This is a genomic window from Lysobacter sp. Root76, from assembly GCF_001428685.1.
Classification (GTDB): Bacteria; Pseudomonadota; Gammaproteobacteria; order Xanthomonadales; family Xanthomonadaceae; genus Lysobacter.
On sequence record NZ_LMIK01000008.1, the window covers coordinates 14,442 to 30,299 of the forward strand.

Consider the following 15,858-nt stretch of genomic DNA (forward strand, 5'->3'; position numbering starts at 1 on the left):
CCTGTGCTGGATGCGCTCAGGGCGACGAATCGTCGCACACTCTGACGACGCAATTGCCGAATCGTTCAGCCGCCCAACGATTCCGGGTGCCGCACCTGGCCGTCGCCGCGCACCACGTAGCGCTCGATGGTCAGCGACTCCACGCCCATCGGACCGTAGGCGTGCAGACGCGTGGTCGAGATGCCGATCTCGGCGCCCAGGCCGAGCTGGCCGCCGTCGTTGAAGCGCGAGGACGCGTTGACCATCACCGCCGAGCTGCGCGTGCGGCGCACGAAGGCGTCGGCCGCGGCCGCGTCCTCGGTCACGATCACTTCGGTGTGGTCGGAGCCGTGGCGGGCGATATGGGCGAGCGCGGCGTCGATGTCCTCGACCACGCGCACACTCAGGATCAGGTCCAGGTATTCGGCGTCGTAATCGGCTTCGCTTGCCGGCAGCACGGCTGCCGACAGCGCCTGGGTGCGCTCGCAGCCGCGCACTTCGACCCCGCGCGCGGCCAGGGCGGCGAGCGCGCGCGGCAGGAAGTCCGGCGCGATCTGCGCATGCACCAGCAGGGTTTCCAGCGCGTTGCACACGCCCGGCCGCGAGGTCTTGCCGTCGATCAGCAGGGCCAGCGCGCGCTCGGGATCGGCGGCGCGATCCACATAGAGGTGGCACACGCCCTTGTAGTGCTTGATCACCGGCACGCGCGCGTGTTCGGCGACGAAACGGATCAGGCCTTCGCCGCCGCGCGGGATCGCCAGGTCGATCAGGTCCGACAGCTGCAGCAGTTCCAGCACGTGCTCGCGCGCGGTGTCCTCGATCAGGGTCGCCGCGGCTTCGGGCAGGCCTTGCTCGCGCAAGGCCGCGTGCAGGCATGCGGCGATGGCGCGGTTGCTGTCGCGCGCTTCCGAGCCGCCGCGCAGCAGCACCGCATTGCCGGCCTTCAGGCACAGCGCGGCGGCGTCGGCGGTCACGTTCGGGCGCGCTTCGTAGATCATCGCGATCAAACCCAGCGGCACGCGCTGGCGTTCTATCGTCAGTCCGTTCGGGCGTTGCTCGCGACGCGTGACCTCGCCCAGCGGGTCGGCCTGCGCGGCGACTTCGCGCAGGGCCTCGGCGATCGCGCCCAGGCGCGCCGGGTCCAAGCGCAGGCGGTCCAGCATCGCCGGCGACAGGCCGGCATCGCGGCCGCGCGCGAGGTCGGCGGCGTTGGCCGCAAGCACTTGCGCGGCCTGCGCGTCGATCTGTGCGGCCATGCTTTCGATCAGGCGGCGCCGGGTCGCGCCGTCGCTGGTCGCGAGCACCGCCGCGGCCTCTCGCGCGCGCTGCGCCAGTGCGCGCACATAGCCGCTCATGCCGCGTTCTCCGTGTCGGTGGAGTGCGTGTCCGTGGCTTGGGTGTCCAACAGCACCAGGTCGTCGCGGTGCACGACTTCTTCGCCGTAGCGGAAGCCGAGCAAGGTCTCGATCTCGCGGCTGTGACGGCCGGCGATGCGGCGGGTTTCGGCGGCGTTGTACTGGGCCAGCCCGCGCGCCAGCGGCGGCGCGGCGGGATCGTCGTGCGGACGCAGTTCGATCACGTCGCCGCGACGGAATTCGCCTTCGACCGTGACCACACCGCCCGGCAGCAGCGACGCGCCGCGCGCATGCAGCGCGGCCACGGCGCCGGCGTCGATGCGCAGCGAGCCGCTGGCCGGCGCATGCCGCAGCCATTGCTTGCGCGCCCGCGCGCGGTCGCGACGCGCGGCGATCAGTGTGCCATGCAGCCGGCCTTCGCCGAGCGCGCGCACGACCTCGGCGTCGCGGCCGCAGAACAGCGCGGTGGCGATGCCGGCCATCGCCGCCTTGGCGCCGGCTTCGAGCTTGGTGCGCATGCCGCCGGTACCGAGCTCGCCGGCACCGCCGCTGGCGGCGGCGAGCAGCTCCGGCGTCACCGCACTCACCCGTTCGATCGGCCGCGCGGTCGGATCGCGCTGCGGATGGCCGCTGTAGAGGCCGCCGATGTCGGTCGCGATCAGCAGCAGGTCGGCGTCGACCAGCGAGGCGACCGCGGCGGCGAGGTTGTCGTTGTCTCCGAGCTTGAGTTCGTCGACGGCGACGGTGTCGTTCTCGTTGATCACCGGCAGCGCGCCCAGGCGCAGCAGTTCGCGCAGGGCGGCGCGCGCATTGAGGTAACGGCGGCGGTGGCGCAGATCGTCGTGGGTCAGCAGCACCTGCGCCACCGGCGCCGGCGACAGCGACTGCCAGAACGACACCAGCGAAGCCTGGCCGAGCGCGGCCAGGGCCTGGCGCAGCACCAGGCCGTCGCCGCCGGCCTGGATGTGGCCGCGTCCGGCGGCGACCGCGCCGGAGGACACCAGCACCACTTCGCGGCCTTCGGCGCGGGCGCGGGCGATGAACTGCGCCAGTTCGGCGGCGTAGCGCGGGTCCAGCCCGTTGTCGGACGGGCTGTCCGGCGCGCCGGCCAGCAGGCTGCTGCCGACTTTCAACACGGCGCGCCGCCAGGACGGCAAAGGCTGCGCGGTGAAGTCCTTTGCCGTGGTGCTCATGTCAGTGCCTGCAATCGTTGCCGCAGCGTGTCCAGGCGCAGGTCGGCGGCGGCGCCGGGCGAAACGCGCGCGGCCAGGCTGGCCTCGGGATCGCCTTCGGCCCAACGCGCCGGGTCGGCGGCCTGCTTATAGGCCTCGCGGAACGGCAGGCCCGCGCGCGCCAGATCGACGGCCAGGTCGGTCGCGTACATCGACGGGTCCAGCGCGGCGCGCAGGCGCTCGGGTTTCCATTCCAGGTTGCGCAGCAGGTCGGGCAGCAGTTCCAGCGCGGCCAGGCCGCGGCCGAAAGCGTGGAAGATCGCGCCCTTGGAGAACTGCAGGTCGCGGTGGTAGCCCGAGGGCAGCGACAGCAGCTGTTCGATCTCGGTGCGCGCGGCAGCGGCGGCGGAGTAGCTGGCGCGCATCAGCTCGATCACGTCGGGATTGCGCTTGTTCGGCATGATCGAGCTGCCGGTGGTGTACTCGGCCGGCAGGGCGACGAAACCGAATTCGGCGCTGGTGAACAGGCTCAGGTCCCAGGCCAGCCGGCGCAGGTCCAGCAAGGCCGAGGACAACGCTTCGATCGCGCCCATCTCGAACTTGCCGCGCGACAGCTGCGCGTACGCGGCCGACACCTGCAGGCGGCCGAAGCCCAGCGCCTGGGTGGTGTGGTCGCGCGCCAGCGGCAGGTTGATGCCGTAGCCGGCGGCGCTGCCGAGCGGATTGGCGTCGACCCAGTCCAGGGTCTGGCGCGCGCGCAATGCGTCGTCGATATAGCCCTCGGCCCAGGCCGCCCACCACATGCCGGCGGAGGACACCATCGCGCGTTGCAGATGGGTGTAGCCCGGCAGCGGCAACGAAGCCTCGGCCTGAGCGCGGTCCAGCGCGACCTGCGCGCTCTCGCGGCACAGCGCGAGCAGGCGCGCCAGGCGGTCCTTCAGCCACAGGCGGGTCGCGACCAGGATCTGGTCGTTGCGGCTGCGGCCGGTGTGGATCTTGCGGCCGGCGTCGCCGAGGCGTTCGATCAGGCGCGACTCGATCGCCGAGTGGCCGTCCTCGAAGCGCTCGTCGAGCACGAAGTCGCCAGCGCTGAAATCCGCGGCCAGCGCATCGAGTTCGCGCGACAGTCCGGCCAGTTCGTCGGCGGACAGGATGCCGATCTGCTGCAGGCCCTGCGCGTGCGCGCGGCTGGCCTGGATGTCGAACAGGAAGAACTCGCGGTCCAGGATCACGTCCTCGCCGGCGAGGAAGCGCTGGATGCGCGCGTCGACCTTGACGCCGGGTTTTTGCCAGAGCAGATCGGACATGGAACGTTCCTTCAAAGGGGGATGCCGGCGGTCTCGTCGAAACCGAACGCCAGGTTGAGATTCTGCAGCGCCTGGGTCGCGGCGCCCTTGAGCAGGTTGTCCTCGGTCGCGACCACGACCGCTCGGCGGCCATCGTCGGCGAGCGCGAAACCGCCGAGTTCGACGTGGTGTCGATTGGCGATCGCGCTGACCCAGGGCGCCTCGTCCGACACCTGCACCAGCGCTTCGCCGGCGTAGCGCTCGCGGTAGCGCGCGAGCAGTGCGTCGCGGCTGAGCGCCTGGCTCAGATGCAGATTGGCGGTGATGGTCAGGCCACGGAAATGCGGCGCCACGTGCGGCAGGAATTCGACCGCGTGGCCGAGCTGACGGGTGACCTCGCGCTCGTGGACGTGGCCGGTCAGCGCGTACGGCATCAGATTGTCGCGCAGTTTGTCGGGGTCGTTCTTGTCCGACGGCGTGGTGCCGGCGCCGGAGTAACCGGACACGCCGAAGCACTGCACCGGGCCGTCCAGCAGATCCAGCAGCGGCGCCACCGCCAGCTGCATCGCGGTCGCGTAGCAGCCGGGGTTGCTGATCCGGCGCTGGCCGGCGTAGCGCGCGCGGGTCAGCTCCGGCAGGCCGTAGTACCAGCCGTCGTCGAAGCGATAGTCGGCCGACAGATCGACGATCACCGGATCGGAGCCGGCTTGGTCGAACGCGGCCACGCAATCGGCGGCCTTGCCGTTGGGCAGGGCCAGGATCACCGCGTCGGCGCCGTAGCCGGGCAGTTGCTCGTGGCTGGGCGCGCTGTAGCGCAATTCGCCGCCGACTTCCGGGAAGTGCTCGGCCACGCGCTGGCCTTCGCGCTCGCGCGAGGATACGAAGCCCAGTTCGAATTCCGGGTGTCCGGCGATCAGCCGGATCAGTTCCGCGCCGACGTGGCCGCGCGCGCCGACGATGCCTACCGACTTAGCCATGTTGCCGTACTCCCTGCTCCGCCGCGTGCCGTTCCAGGCTGTGGACCAGATGACGCTTCACCGCCGGCCATTCCGATTCGATGATCGAGAACACCACGGTATCGCGGAAACTGCCGTCGGGCAGGCGTTGGTGATTGCGCAGCACGCCGTCCTGCTTGGCGCCCAGGCGCGCGATCGCCGCGCGCGAACGCTGGTTGAACCAGTGGGTGCGGAACTCGACCGCGATGCAGCCCAAGGTCTCGAAGGCGTGGCTGAGCAGCAACAGCTTGGCCTCGGTGTTGATCGCGCTGCGCTGGGCGCTGTGCGCGTACCAGGTGTAGCCGATCTCGAGCCGGCGGTTGTCGGCGTCGGCATTGCAGTAACTGGTTTGCCCCACCACTTCGCCGCCGTCGGCCCGGCTCACCACGAACGGCAGGAACGTGCCCTGGGCACGGCGTGCGAGCAGGTTCGCGACGTGCGCGTCCATCGCCTCCGGACGCGGCACGCCGGTGTACCAAAGCGACCACAGTTCGCCGTCGGCCGCAGCGCGCGCCAGCGCGGGCGCGTGCTCGGCCTGCATCGGCTGCAACCGCACGTGCCGGCCTTCCAGGGTCGGCGGCGCGAGGAAAGCGGCGGCGTTCATGCGGCGTCTTCCAGGGTCGGCGCGCGCCGGCCGGAATAGTCGACGCAGGCGGCGATCTCGTCGAAGCCCTGCATGCCGTACCAGAACACCTTCCACTTCTCCTGCTTCAGGCAGCCGTCGGACTCGGAGTAATAGAAGGGATTGACCGGATTGCCGTGGCGCGAGCGCCAGAACACGCTCGGATTCTGTTCGCGCATCACCTGCCACACCGCCCGCCCCAGGCCTTCGCCCTGGGCGTCGTCCAGCACCGCGAACTTGTCCAGGTAGGTGCGGCCTTCGGCTTCGATCAGGATCACCGCGGCGCGGTAGTTCTCGCTGACGTAGGCACGCTTGAGCGTGGTGCGCTCGAAATAATCGTCGACCAGCTTGCGGCCGAACGCGGATTCGATCAGCGAACGCAGCCGCGACAGATCGAGCTCGTCCCAACGCTGCGTCTGCAGCACGCGCTCGCCGCGCCGCACCAGGGTGCCGGAGCCCTTGTGGGTGAACAGTTCCTTGGCCAGCTCGGCCGGCTTGGTGATCGACACCGACGAGGTCAGCGGCAGCTTGTCGAGCAGGTCCTTGATCTGTTCGATCTTGACCCGCATGCCGCCGTTGATCCACGGCTGCTTGATCAGGTGTTCGTACTCGGTGGACAGGTTGATCGAATCGATCACGCGGCCGTTGTCGTCGAGCAGGCCACCGGTACCGGTCAGGAACACGATCTTGTACGGCTGCAGCACCTGCACCAGTTCGTTGGCGGCGAAATCGGCGTTGACGTTGAGGATCTGCCCGCCCGCGGTTTCGCCGAGGCTGGCGATCACCGGGATCGAACCGGCCTGCAGGCTGGCCTCGATCGGCGCCAGGTTGACCTTCTTCACTTCGCCGACCAGGCCGTAGGTATCGCGGTCGAGGTAGTCGGCTTCGAACACGCCGGAGATGATCGAGGTCGCGCGGCCGTCGCCGGACTGCAGCGCTTCGACCAGCTTCAGGTTCTGCGACTGGAACACGCGGCGCACGATCGCCAGCGCTTCGGGCGAGGTCACGCGCAGGCCGTTGACGGTCTGCTTGACGATGCCGGCGGCGGACAGCTCTTCGTCCAACTGCGGACCGGCGCCGTGGATCACGATCGGGGTCAGGCCCACGTCCTGCAGGAACGCCAGCGACGAGGTCAGCGCCTCCAGATCGTCGCGCAGCACCGCGCCACCGACCTTGACCACGGCGAAGCGCTTGGAGTCGAGCTGGGAAAAACGCTTGAGATACTGCGAGATCTCCTTCGCGCTGGCCATGCTGGACAGCAGGCGCACGATGGTCTGGCGGGTCTGCAGGTGGTTATCCATCGACACGGCCATCAGGCGTTGCCTCCCATGATGCGGGCGACGCTTTGGGCGTAGCGCTGCAGTTGTTCCAAGGCCACCCATTCGTCGGCGGTGTGGGCCTGGGCGATGTCGCCGGGGCCGTACACGATCGCGGTCAGGCCGGCGGCCGAGAACAGCGAAGCCTCGGTCCAGAAATCGACCGCGTTGCCGATCGGCAGGTCCAGCGCATCGGCCAGGTCGCGCGCTTCCAGGCGCCGCTGTTCGGCGCTGGCGACGTCGCCGGCGGGCAGCGAGGGGCCGCGGAAGGTTTCCTGATAGCGCTCGATCGCGCCGGCATCGATCAGGGTACCGAAGGTCTCGTGCAGGCCGTCGATCGACTGCGAGGGCAAGGGCCGGAAGCCGAAACGCAGCTCGGCGCTGGGCGCGATCATGTTGGCTTTGATGCCGCCCTCGACCCGGCCGATGTTGAAGCGCAGGCCGGTGAGGCCGCCGAAGCGCTGGTGCGCTTGCGACTCGACGTAGTCCAGGGCCTTGCCGCCCCAGCGCATGGTCTGGTGCAGCGCGCTGGTCTGCATGGCATTCGCGCCCGAGGCATGGCCGGCGACGCCGCGGAACTTCAGCAGCACCGAGCTGATGCCGCGATGCGCGAGCACCGCTTCGCACATCGTCGGCTCGGCGACGATGGCTTCGTTGAAACCGTGCTGGCCGCCGAGGAAACCGGCGATGCAGCGCGGGTCGTTGGCTTCCTCGTCGGTGCTGAACAGGAACGCGGCGTCGCCTGAGGTGACCGCGGCCGCGGCCAGCAGGCCGGCGGCCGCGCCCTTGATGTCGCAGGCACCCAGGCCGATCGCGCGATCGCCGTCGACGCGCAGGGTGTGCGGGTCGGCGCTCCATGCATCGGAGGACGGCACGGTATCGAGGTGGACGTTGAACAGCCGGCGCGGGTTTCCGCGCACGGCCAGCATCGACACCGCGCCTTCGCCGTGGTCGACGATCTCGATGCGGAAGCCGGCCAGCTGGCTGCGCAGATAGTCGAAGATGCCGCCGGTGCCGATCAGGCGCGGCGGATTGCGGGTGTCGTAGGACACCAGGGCTTCGAGGTGCTTCAGTACTTCGGGGAGCATGGAGTTCGTGGCTCGTCGTGTCTGGGCGATGGTTCGGTGGCGAATCTGGCAGCGGCTTCGATTGCGGTTTGGAACCCTCTCCCGCTTGCGGGAGAGGGTTAGGGTGAGGGGCTTTTGCTGCTGCTCTACGGGAGTAGCAACAGCAAGAGCGGCTTGCGCCTTCGGCGCTCGCTGCCCTCACCCCAACCCCTCTCCCGCGTTGCGGGAGAGGGGCTTATGTCACGGCTTGCGGTTGATCTCGGCCCACAGCGTGCTGCTCATGCCGAACAGCTTGATGAAGCCCTCGGCCTCGGCCACGCCCCAGTCCGCCGCCTGGGCGTAGGTCGCGCCCTTGGCGTTGAGGATGTGCGGCGAATCGATCGCGACCGCGTTGACCACGCCGCCGGAAGTCTCCAGCACCACTTCGCCGTTGACGGTGGACTGCGAACTGGCCAGGAAGGCCTCCAGATCGGTCTTGAGCGGGTCGTGGAAGAAGCCTTCGTAGACCAGCTCGACCCACTTGCGCGCCACGTCCGGCTTGAAGCGGTTCTGCTGCTTGGTCAGCACCGCTTCCTCGAGCGCGCGATGCGCGGTCAGCAGCGCGATCAGGCCCGGGGCTTCGAAGATGATGCGGCCCTTGAGGCCGATCGTGGTGTCGCCGGTGTACAGGCCGCGGCCCACGCCGTACTCGGCGAACAGACCGTTGAGCTTGGCCAGCAGTTGGTGACCGGCGATCTTCTCGCCGTCCAGCGCCACGGCTTCGCCGTTCTCGAACCGGATCGTGACCTTCAGCGCCTCGGCCGGCCATTCCGCACGCGGCTTGCACCAGCCGCGTGCGCCCTCGCCCGGCGCCTGCCAGCGGTCGATTTCGCCGCCGGACATGGTCAGGCCGAGCAGGTTCTCGTTGATGGTGTAGGCCTTCTGCTTGGCGCGCACGCCGAAGCCGCGCTCTTCCAGGTACTTTTGTTCGTAAGCGCGGACTTCGGTGTGTTCCTTCTGGATTTCGCGGATCGGCGCGACGATCTCGTAGTCGCCCAGCGCCTTCACCGCCAGGTCGAAACGCACCTGGTCGTTGCCCATGCCGGTGCAGCCGTGCGCGATCGCCTTGGTGCCCAGCTCGGCGGCGCGCGCGAGCGCGGCTTCGACGATCAGGTAGCGGTCCGAGACCAGCAGCGGGTACTGACCCTGGTAGCCCTCGCCGGCCCACACGAACGGCTTGACGAAGCCCGACCAGATCGCCGGGCCGCCGTCGACGGTGACGTGGCTGGCCACGCCCAGTTCGGCCGCGCGCTGCTCGATGAAGGCGCGCTCTTCGGCATCGACGCCGCCGGTGTCGGCGAACACGGTGTGCACGGCCCAGCCGCGCTCCTGCAGGTAGGGCACGCAGAAGCTGGTGTCGAGGCCGCCGGAGAAGGCGAGGACTATATTTCGATCAGTCATGGGGGAAGCCTTAGCGCTGGAAACGAGTGGAAAGGAAAGAGGAACGAGTGAAGGCGCGGAAATCGTGCGGGATTGCAGAGGACAAGTGCTCGTTCCTCTTTCCTCCGCACTCGTTCCTCAAATCAGGGCGGCCATGATCGCCTTCTGCACATGCAGACGGTTCTCGGCCTCGTCGATGGCGATGCACTGCGGCGAGTCCATCACCGCATCGGTGGCCTTGACGTTGCGGCGCAGCGGCAGGCAGTGGCTGAAGACGCCGTTGTTGGTCAGCGCCATCTTGGCTTCGTCGACGATGAAGTGCTGATACTCGTCGCGGATGGGCTTTTCCGGGCCCCAGTTGCCGAAGTACGGCAGCGCGCCCCAGCTCTTGGCGTAGACCACGTCGGCGCCGCGGTAGGCGCTTTCGATATCGTGGCTGACCTTGAGCGAGCCGCCGCTCTCGGCGACGTTCTGCTCGGCCCAGCCCATGTAGCGCTCGTCGAGCACGTATTCCGGGGTCGGGCACAGCAGGGTCACGTCCATGCCCATGCGCGTGGCGATGGTCAGGGCCGAGTTGGCGACCGCGGTGTTGAGCGGCTTGGGGTGATAGGTCCAGGTCAGCACGTACTTCTTGCCGCGCAGGTCGGAGGTGCCGAAGTGCTCCTGCAGGGCCAGCGCGTGGGCGAGCTCCTGGCAGGGATGGGTGATGGTCTCCATGTTGATGACCGGCACCGGCGAATATTTGGCGAAGCTGGCCAGCACCTTGTCCTGGCGGTCGTTGGCCCAGTCGACGAACTTCGGGAACGCGCGCACGCCGATCAGGTCGACGTAGCGGCCCAGGACCCTGGCCACTTCGGCGATGTGCTCCTCGGTGTCGCCGTCCATGACGGTGCCCAGTTCGAACTCGATCGGCCAGGCGTCCTTGCCCGGCTGCAGGACCACGGCGTGGCCGCCGAGCTGGAACGCGCCCAGCTCGAAGCTGGTGCGGGTGCGCATCGACGGGTTGAAGAACACCAGCGCGATCGACTTGCCGCGGAGCTGGTCGCCGAGCTTGCTGCGCTTGAACGCGGCGGCCTGCGCCAACAGCGCGTCGAGGTCGGCGCGCGACCAGTCCTGGGTGTTGAGGAAGTGCTTGATCATGGGCGGGTGTCGGTCGGGATCGGTGGAGTGCGTGGAGGGAGGCCGGAAGCCGGTGCGGGGTTTGCGGACGCAGAAAGCAAAAAAGCCCAGCGCTAAGGCTGGGCTTTATCGTGTGTGTAGCTTGTTACACGAACGACGGCGAGCACCGTCACCCAGCGGATTGGCAGGGCAACGGTCGGCGCGCGCGCGAGGTCATACCCGCCGCCATGTAGGCGGAGGTGAGGACGTCGGCGTCGGCGCGCAGGTGGCTCATTAGGGGGCGAATGCTCGCATGCGGCCCTGGCCGGCGCAAGTCGAAAGGGGCCGCGGCTTATGCCGGATCGGCATCAGCGGGAGCTGACGGGGGCCACCACCGGGGTCACGGCAATCCGGATCCGCAGCCGGTTGCCGGGGTCCTCGGGCAGCCGCGAGCGGTACTTGGAACCCTTGTAGACGTAATCCACGTCGTAGGCGATCGGCTGGCGGAACTCCAGTTCGACCGGCACCGAGCGGCAATTCGTGGCCGTAGCGGCCTGGCGTTCGCGCTCGCGGCGGTCGCGGGTCAGCACGTCCTTGACCGCGCCGACCATGCGCGACAGGCGCGAATCCTCGGCGGCCGGCTTCGGGGTCTGGTCGCAGCGCTGTTCGTAACGGGTCGCGTTGAGGGTCTGGTAGACCGGGGTCACGCGCAGCACCTGGGCGTATTCGTAGCGCACGTTCTCGGCCTGGATCACCGTCGTGCTCTGCGCGGACGCGGCACCGGCCCAAGAGGCCGCCAGGGCGCCAGTCAGCAACAGTGAGACTGCCAGGTAAGAACGGTTCATCGCGCTCGCATCGGTTCCGTGAACAAATTGTAAGGACCCGAGTGTAGCCACGACCTGAATCAACCCTCCAGCCCCTGAACCCTTCAGCCCTGCCCGGCCGCATCGATTCTCATTCCGCCGGCGCGGCCGGCCGGCTTCCAGGCGCAGCCTCGCGCGCGCCGCGGGCCGGCGGCTGCGCGCGCGCGCGGCCTGCCGCTAGAATGGCCCGAACCATAGCGTGCCCTCATGAGCCTGCATCTCTTCAACAGCCTGACGCGACGGGTCGAGCCGTTCGTACCGATCGATCCCGCCCGCCCGACCATGTATGTGTGCGGGCCGACCGTCTACAACTACGTCCATATCGGCAATGCGCGCGGCCCGGTGGTGTTCGGCGTGCTCGCCGACCTGCTGCGGCGCCGCCACGGCGGCCTGGTCTACGCCCGCAACATCACCGACGTGGACGACAAGATCAATACCGCCGCGGCCGAACAGCGGGTGCCGATCTCGGCCATCACCGACCGCTACGCCGCCGCCTATCGCGAAGACATGGCCGCCCTGGGCGTGCGTGCGCCGGACCTGGAGCCGGCCGCGACTGCGCATATCGGCGAAATCGTGGCCATGATCGAGCGCCTGATCGCCAACGGCCACGCCTATGCGGCCGAAGGCCACGCCCTGTTCGCGATCGGCAGCTTCGACCGCTACGGCAAGCTCTCGCGCCGCGATCCGGAAGAAATGCTGGCCGGCGCGCGCGTCGAGGTGGCGCCCTACAAGCGCGACCCGGGCGATTTCGTGCTGTGGAAGCCGTCCAGCGACGAGCTGCCCGGCTGGGACTCGCCCTGGGGCCGCGGCCGCCCGGGTTGGCATATCGAATGCTCGGCGATGGCCGCCGCCCACCTGGGCGAGACCATCGACATCCACGCCGGCGGCGTCGATCTGCAGTTCCCGCACCACGAGAACGAGATCGCGCAGAGCGAATGCGCGCACGGCGGCAAGACCTTCGCGCGCTACTGGCTGCACAACGGCATGCTCAACTTCGGCGGCGCCAAGATGTCGAAGTCGCTGGGCAATATCGAGAAGATCCACGACCTGGTGCGCGCGCATCCGCCCGAAGCGCTGCGCTATGCCCTGCTCTCGGCGCATTACCGCCAGCCGCTGGACTGGTCGGATGCGCTGATCGAGCAGAGCGTGCGCACGCTGGACCGTCTGTACGGCACCCTGCGCGACCTGGCCGACGTCGAGACAGTCGACGGCATCGCGATTCCGGCGGCGATCGAGGCCGCGCTGGACGACGACCTCAATACGCCCAACGCGCTGGCCGAAATCGCGCGCATCGCGACCGAGGCGCGCAAGAGCGAAGGCGCCGAGCGTGCGGCGCGCAAGCGCGAACTGCTCGGCGCCGGCCTGGCCCTGGGCCTGCTGCAGCAGGACCCCGCAGCCTGGTTCGCGCGCGGCGCCGACGGCAGCGACGACGCCCGTATCCAGGCCCTGATCGACGAACGCAGCGTGGCCAAGCAGAACCGCGACTTCGCCCGTTCCGATGCGATCCGCGATCAGCTCGCCGGTGAAGGCGTGCTGCTGGAGGACACGCCGCAGGGCGTGCGCTGGACGAGGAAGCGCGTTTAGCCGCTGCTTCGGGCAGCGGCTGCGCCTACGAGCGCCCGGCCGGGGATGGCCGGGCCGGGCGGTCCGTAGCGAGCGGGCCGCAGCAAGCGGGCCGCGCCAGGGATGACGGTGTGAAGCAGCACCCGCTGCTGGTGTGCCGCCTGAGGCCGTTCGGTCCGTCCAGCGCCCGGCCGCAGCCCGATTCCGCCCAAGGCGGACCGCCAGGCGTAAAATCTTCCCGTAATGAATGCCATCGCCGCCCCGACCAGTCCCTTCCCGCTCGAACCCACCGCCGCGCAGGCCCAGGCCGCGATCCGCGAGGAGTTCGCGTTCTTCGGCGACTGGTCCGAGCGCTACCAGTACCTGATCGACCTTGGCCGCAAGCTGCCGGCGCTGCCGGAGGAGTGGAAGACCGAGGAACACCGCCTGCACGGCTGCCAGTCGCTGGTCTGGATCGTGGTCGAGGGCGACGCCCAGCGCCTGGATTTCCACGCGATCAGCGACTCGGCGATCGTGTCGGGCCTGATCTTTCTGGCGCTGCGGGTGTATTCGGGGCGCAGCGCGGTCGAGATCGAGGCCACGCCGGCCGACTACATCGCCGACATCGGCCTGGCCAAGCATCTCTCGCCGACCCGCAGCAACGGCCTGGCCGCCCTGCTGGCCTTCATCCGCGACCAGGCCCGTCGCCGCCTGTGAGCGAAGCGGCGACCGCGCCCGAGCCGTCGCTGCTGCATAACCGCGGTTTCGTCGGCCTGCTGGTGTATCGCCTGCTGGCGATGCTGTCCTACCAGATCGTCGCGGTCACGGTCGGCTGGCACATCTACAAGCTCACCAACGACACCCTGGCGCTGGGCCTGATCGGCCTGACCGAGGTCGTGCCCTACTTCTGCTTCGCCCTGTTCGCCGGCTACGCGGTCGATCATCTGCCGCGGCGCAAGCTGGGCATGTTCGCCTGCCTGGGCCTGCTGCTGACCACGCTGATGCTGGCCGGCGTGGCCAGCGGCCGCCTGCCCGCGGGCGCGTTCGGCATCGGCACCCTGACCATCTACGCGGCGATCGCGATCAACGGCGTGGTGCGCGCGTTCCTGTCGCCGGTCTACATGTCGCTGTTCGCGCGCGTGCTCAAGCGCGAGCAGTTCGCGCGCGGCGCCGGCGTCGGCAGCGTGGTGATGCAGACCGGGCTGGTGGTCGGCCCAGCCCTGGGCGGCGGGCTGATCGCCTGGGGCGGCGTGACCTCGGCCTACCTGGTCGCGGCCGGTTTCGCCCTGGCCGCGGCGATCGCGATCGTGTCGCTGCAGGTGACCGAGCCGGCGCCGGCGGCCGAACGCGCGCCGGTGTTCAAGAGCATCGGCGAAGGCCTGCGCTTCGTGTTCAACAACCAGGTCGTGCTCGGCGCGCAGGCGCTGGACATGTTCTCGGTGCTGTTCGGCGGCGCGATCGCGCTGCTGCCGGCCTTCATCCACGACGTGCTGCACTACGGTCCGGAGGCGCTGGGCGTGCTGCGCGCGGCGCCGGCGGCCGGCGCGGTGCTGGTCGGGCTGTGGCTGGCCAGGCATCCGCCGCAGAAGAACGCGGGGCGCCTGCTGCTGTACGCAGTCGCCGGCTTCGGGCTGTGCATCATCGGCTTCGCGCTGTCGCGCCTGTTCTGGCTGTCGGCGGCGATGCTGCTGCTGTCGGGCATGTGCGATGGGGTGTCAGTGGTGCTGCGCTCGACCATCCTGCAGCTGTCGACGCCGGACGAAATGCGCGGGCGGGTGTCGTCGATCAACGGCATCTTCATCGGCTCGTCGAACGAGCTGGGCGCGTTCGAGTCGGGCGTGGCGGCGCGGCTGCTGGGGCTGGTGCCGTCGGTGGTGTTCGGCGGCTGCATGACCCTAGCGGTGGTGGCGGCCACGGCCCGGCTGGCGCCGAAACTGCGTCGCCTGAACCTGCGCGACCTGCAGTAGCGGCCAAGGGCGCCGGCAACGAAAAAGCCCCGCTCGCGCGGGGCTTTTTCTTGAACTGCGCGATGAGTTGCGCGAAGAACCATGCAAACCAGCCGGACTAGTCGCCCATCTGCTTCTGCAGGTGCTCCCAGCGCTCCTGCGCGTCGATCGTGCGCTCGGCGGTGAGGCGGGCTTCCAGACGCTCCAGGCCGATCTCTTCGCCGGTATCGACGCAGAAACCGTAGTCGCCCGAATCGACGCGCTTGAGCGTGCTGTCGATCTTGCTGATCAGCTTGCGGTAACGGTCGCGGGTGCGCAGTTCCAGCGAGTTCTCGGTTTCGCGGGTCGCGCGCTCGGCTTCGTCGCCGACGTCGCGGACTTCGTCCTTGAGGTTCTCGATGGTCTGCTTGGATTCCTCGACCAGATCGCCGCGCCAGCTCAACAGACGCTGGCGGAAGTACTCCAGCTGCAGCGGGCTCATGTATTCCTCGTCCACGGCCGGGCGATAGCCCTGCGGCACGATCGGACGACCGGTGGTCTCGTCGTTCTTGTACGGGACGACCTTGACTTTGGCCTTGGGCGCGGGCGCCTGCGGCTTGGCTGCGACGGCGACGGCGACCTTGCCCAACGGACGGGCGGCAGGCTTGGCGGCGGACGGGGTCGCAGCGGCGGGGGATTTGCTGGGGACTGGTTGGGTCACTGTGCTCTTTGCGGGTTCGTTCTTGCTCGCGGGCTCCGCCACCGGTGCGGTCTTGGTCGGCGGGCGCGCGGCGGGTTTCTTGACGACGGTGGGCTTGGGCTCTGGCTTCCTTGCCGCGGGTGCCTGAGCCACCACGGGTTTCTTGGCCGGGGTCTTGCTGGCTGCGACGGCCTTCTTCGCCGGCGCGGCGGGCTTGGCCGCGGGCTTCTTCACGGGCGCCGCCTTCTTGGCGACGACCGGCGATTTCTTGGCAGCGGGCTTCGGCGCCGGTTTTTTGACCGGCGCGGCCTTCTTGGCTGCGGGTTTCTTGGCCGCGGACGGCTTGGCGACGGGCTTCTTGACGGCGACCTTGGCCGCGGGCTTCTTCGCCGCCGGCTTCTTGGTCGCGGCTTTGCTGGCCGCAGTCTTGGACGAAGCGGCCTTCTTTACGGCCGGCTTGACGGTCTTCTTGGCCGCTTTGGCGGCCTTCTTCGCAGGTTTTTTCACTGCCACGAGCGG

At 69.1% G+C, this 15,858-nt stretch carries 14 protein-coding genes; 3 read left to right on the top strand and 11 right to left on the bottom strand.

Features of this window, described 5'->3' with window-relative positions; all coding sequences use genetic code 11:
• Positions 1-65: 65 nt before the first annotated feature.
• The 10 genes from ASE10_RS15405 to ASE10_RS15450 form a co-directional block, all read right to left on the bottom strand.
• On the bottom strand, positions 66-1,334 hold the full coding sequence (locus ASE10_RS15405) for a glutamate-5-semialdehyde dehydrogenase (protein WP_055909979.1): 1,269 nt from the start codon (positions 1,332-1,334) through the stop codon (positions 66-68).
• Complete coding sequence (gene proB, locus ASE10_RS15410) at positions 1,331-2,527, bottom strand: glutamate 5-kinase (protein WP_055909977.1); 1,197 nt, start codon at positions 2,525-2,527, stop codon at positions 1,331-1,333. The genes ASE10_RS15405 and proB overlap by 4 nt, the downstream gene beginning before the upstream one ends.
• The gene (gene argH, locus ASE10_RS15415; protein ID WP_055910123.1) at positions 2,524-3,813 is read right to left on the bottom strand and encodes an argininosuccinate lyase; all 1,290 of its coding nucleotides are present in this window, start codon (positions 3,811-3,813) and stop codon (positions 2,524-2,526) included. Before argH ends, proB begins: the two co-directional genes overlap by 4 nt.
• Positions 3,814-3,824: 11 nt before the next feature.
• A complete protein-coding gene (argC, locus tag ASE10_RS15420; protein ID WP_055909975.1) occupies positions 3,825-4,769 on the bottom strand; it encodes an N-acetyl-gamma-glutamyl-phosphate reductase in 945 nt (314 codons plus the stop codon).
• Positions 4,762-5,391, bottom strand: a complete 630-nt coding sequence (locus tag ASE10_RS15425; protein WP_055909973.1) for a GNAT family protein — start codon at positions 5,389-5,391, stop codon at positions 4,762-4,764. Before ASE10_RS15425 ends, argC begins: the two co-directional genes overlap by 8 nt.
• Entirely contained in the window at positions 5,388-6,722 is a 1,335-nt protein-coding gene (locus ASE10_RS15430; RefSeq protein WP_055909970.1) for an acetylglutamate kinase, read from the bottom strand. Before ASE10_RS15430 ends, ASE10_RS15425 begins: the two co-directional genes overlap by 4 nt.
• Positions 6,722-7,813, bottom strand: a complete 1,092-nt coding sequence (locus tag ASE10_RS15435) for an acetylornithine deacetylase (protein WP_056305671.1) — start codon at positions 7,811-7,813, stop codon at positions 6,722-6,724. The genes ASE10_RS15430 and ASE10_RS15435 overlap by 1 nt, the downstream gene beginning before the upstream one ends.
• A gap of 219 nt (positions 7,814-8,032) precedes the next feature.
• Complete coding sequence (locus ASE10_RS15440; protein ID WP_055909965.1) at positions 8,033-9,232, bottom strand: argininosuccinate synthase; 1,200 nt, start codon at positions 9,230-9,232, stop codon at positions 8,033-8,035.
• Between the two features lie 117 nt (positions 9,233-9,349).
• Positions 9,350-10,351, bottom strand: a complete 1,002-nt coding sequence (locus tag ASE10_RS15445; protein WP_055909962.1) for an N-acetylornithine carbamoyltransferase — start codon at positions 10,349-10,351, stop codon at positions 9,350-9,352.
• 326 nt (positions 10,352-10,677) lie between these two features.
• Entirely contained in the window at positions 10,678-11,154 is a 477-nt protein-coding gene (locus tag ASE10_RS15450; RefSeq protein ID WP_055909960.1) for a hypothetical protein, read from the bottom strand.
• A 225-nt stretch (positions 11,155-11,379) separates the two neighbouring features.
• Here ASE10_RS15450 and cysS point away from each other — a divergent pair, with 225 nt between their 5' ends.
• The 3 genes from cysS (at position 11,380) to ASE10_RS15465 (ending at position 14,681) form a co-directional block, all read left to right on the top strand.
• Positions 11,380-12,756: a cysteine--tRNA ligase gene (gene cysS / locus ASE10_RS15455; protein ID WP_055909957.1), complete on the top strand. Its 1,377-nt coding sequence runs from the start codon at positions 11,380-11,382 to the stop codon at positions 12,754-12,756.
• Between the two features lie 222 nt (positions 12,757-12,978).
• Positions 12,979-13,431: a SufE family protein gene (locus tag ASE10_RS15460; protein WP_055909954.1), complete on the top strand. Its 453-nt coding sequence runs from the start codon at positions 12,979-12,981 to the stop codon at positions 13,429-13,431.
• A complete protein-coding gene (locus tag ASE10_RS15465) occupies positions 13,428-14,681 on the top strand; it encodes an MFS transporter (RefSeq protein WP_055909951.1) in 1,254 nt (417 codons plus the stop codon). The genes ASE10_RS15460 and ASE10_RS15465 overlap by 4 nt, the downstream gene beginning before the upstream one ends.
• 97 nt (positions 14,682-14,778) lie before the next feature.
• On the opposite strand, the gene dksA is transcribed toward ASE10_RS15465, so the two are convergent.
• Entirely contained in the window at positions 14,779-15,852 is a 1,074-nt protein-coding gene (gene dksA / locus ASE10_RS15470; protein WP_055909950.1) for an RNA polymerase-binding protein DksA, read from the bottom strand.
• Positions 15,853-15,858: the final 6 nt, after the last annotated feature.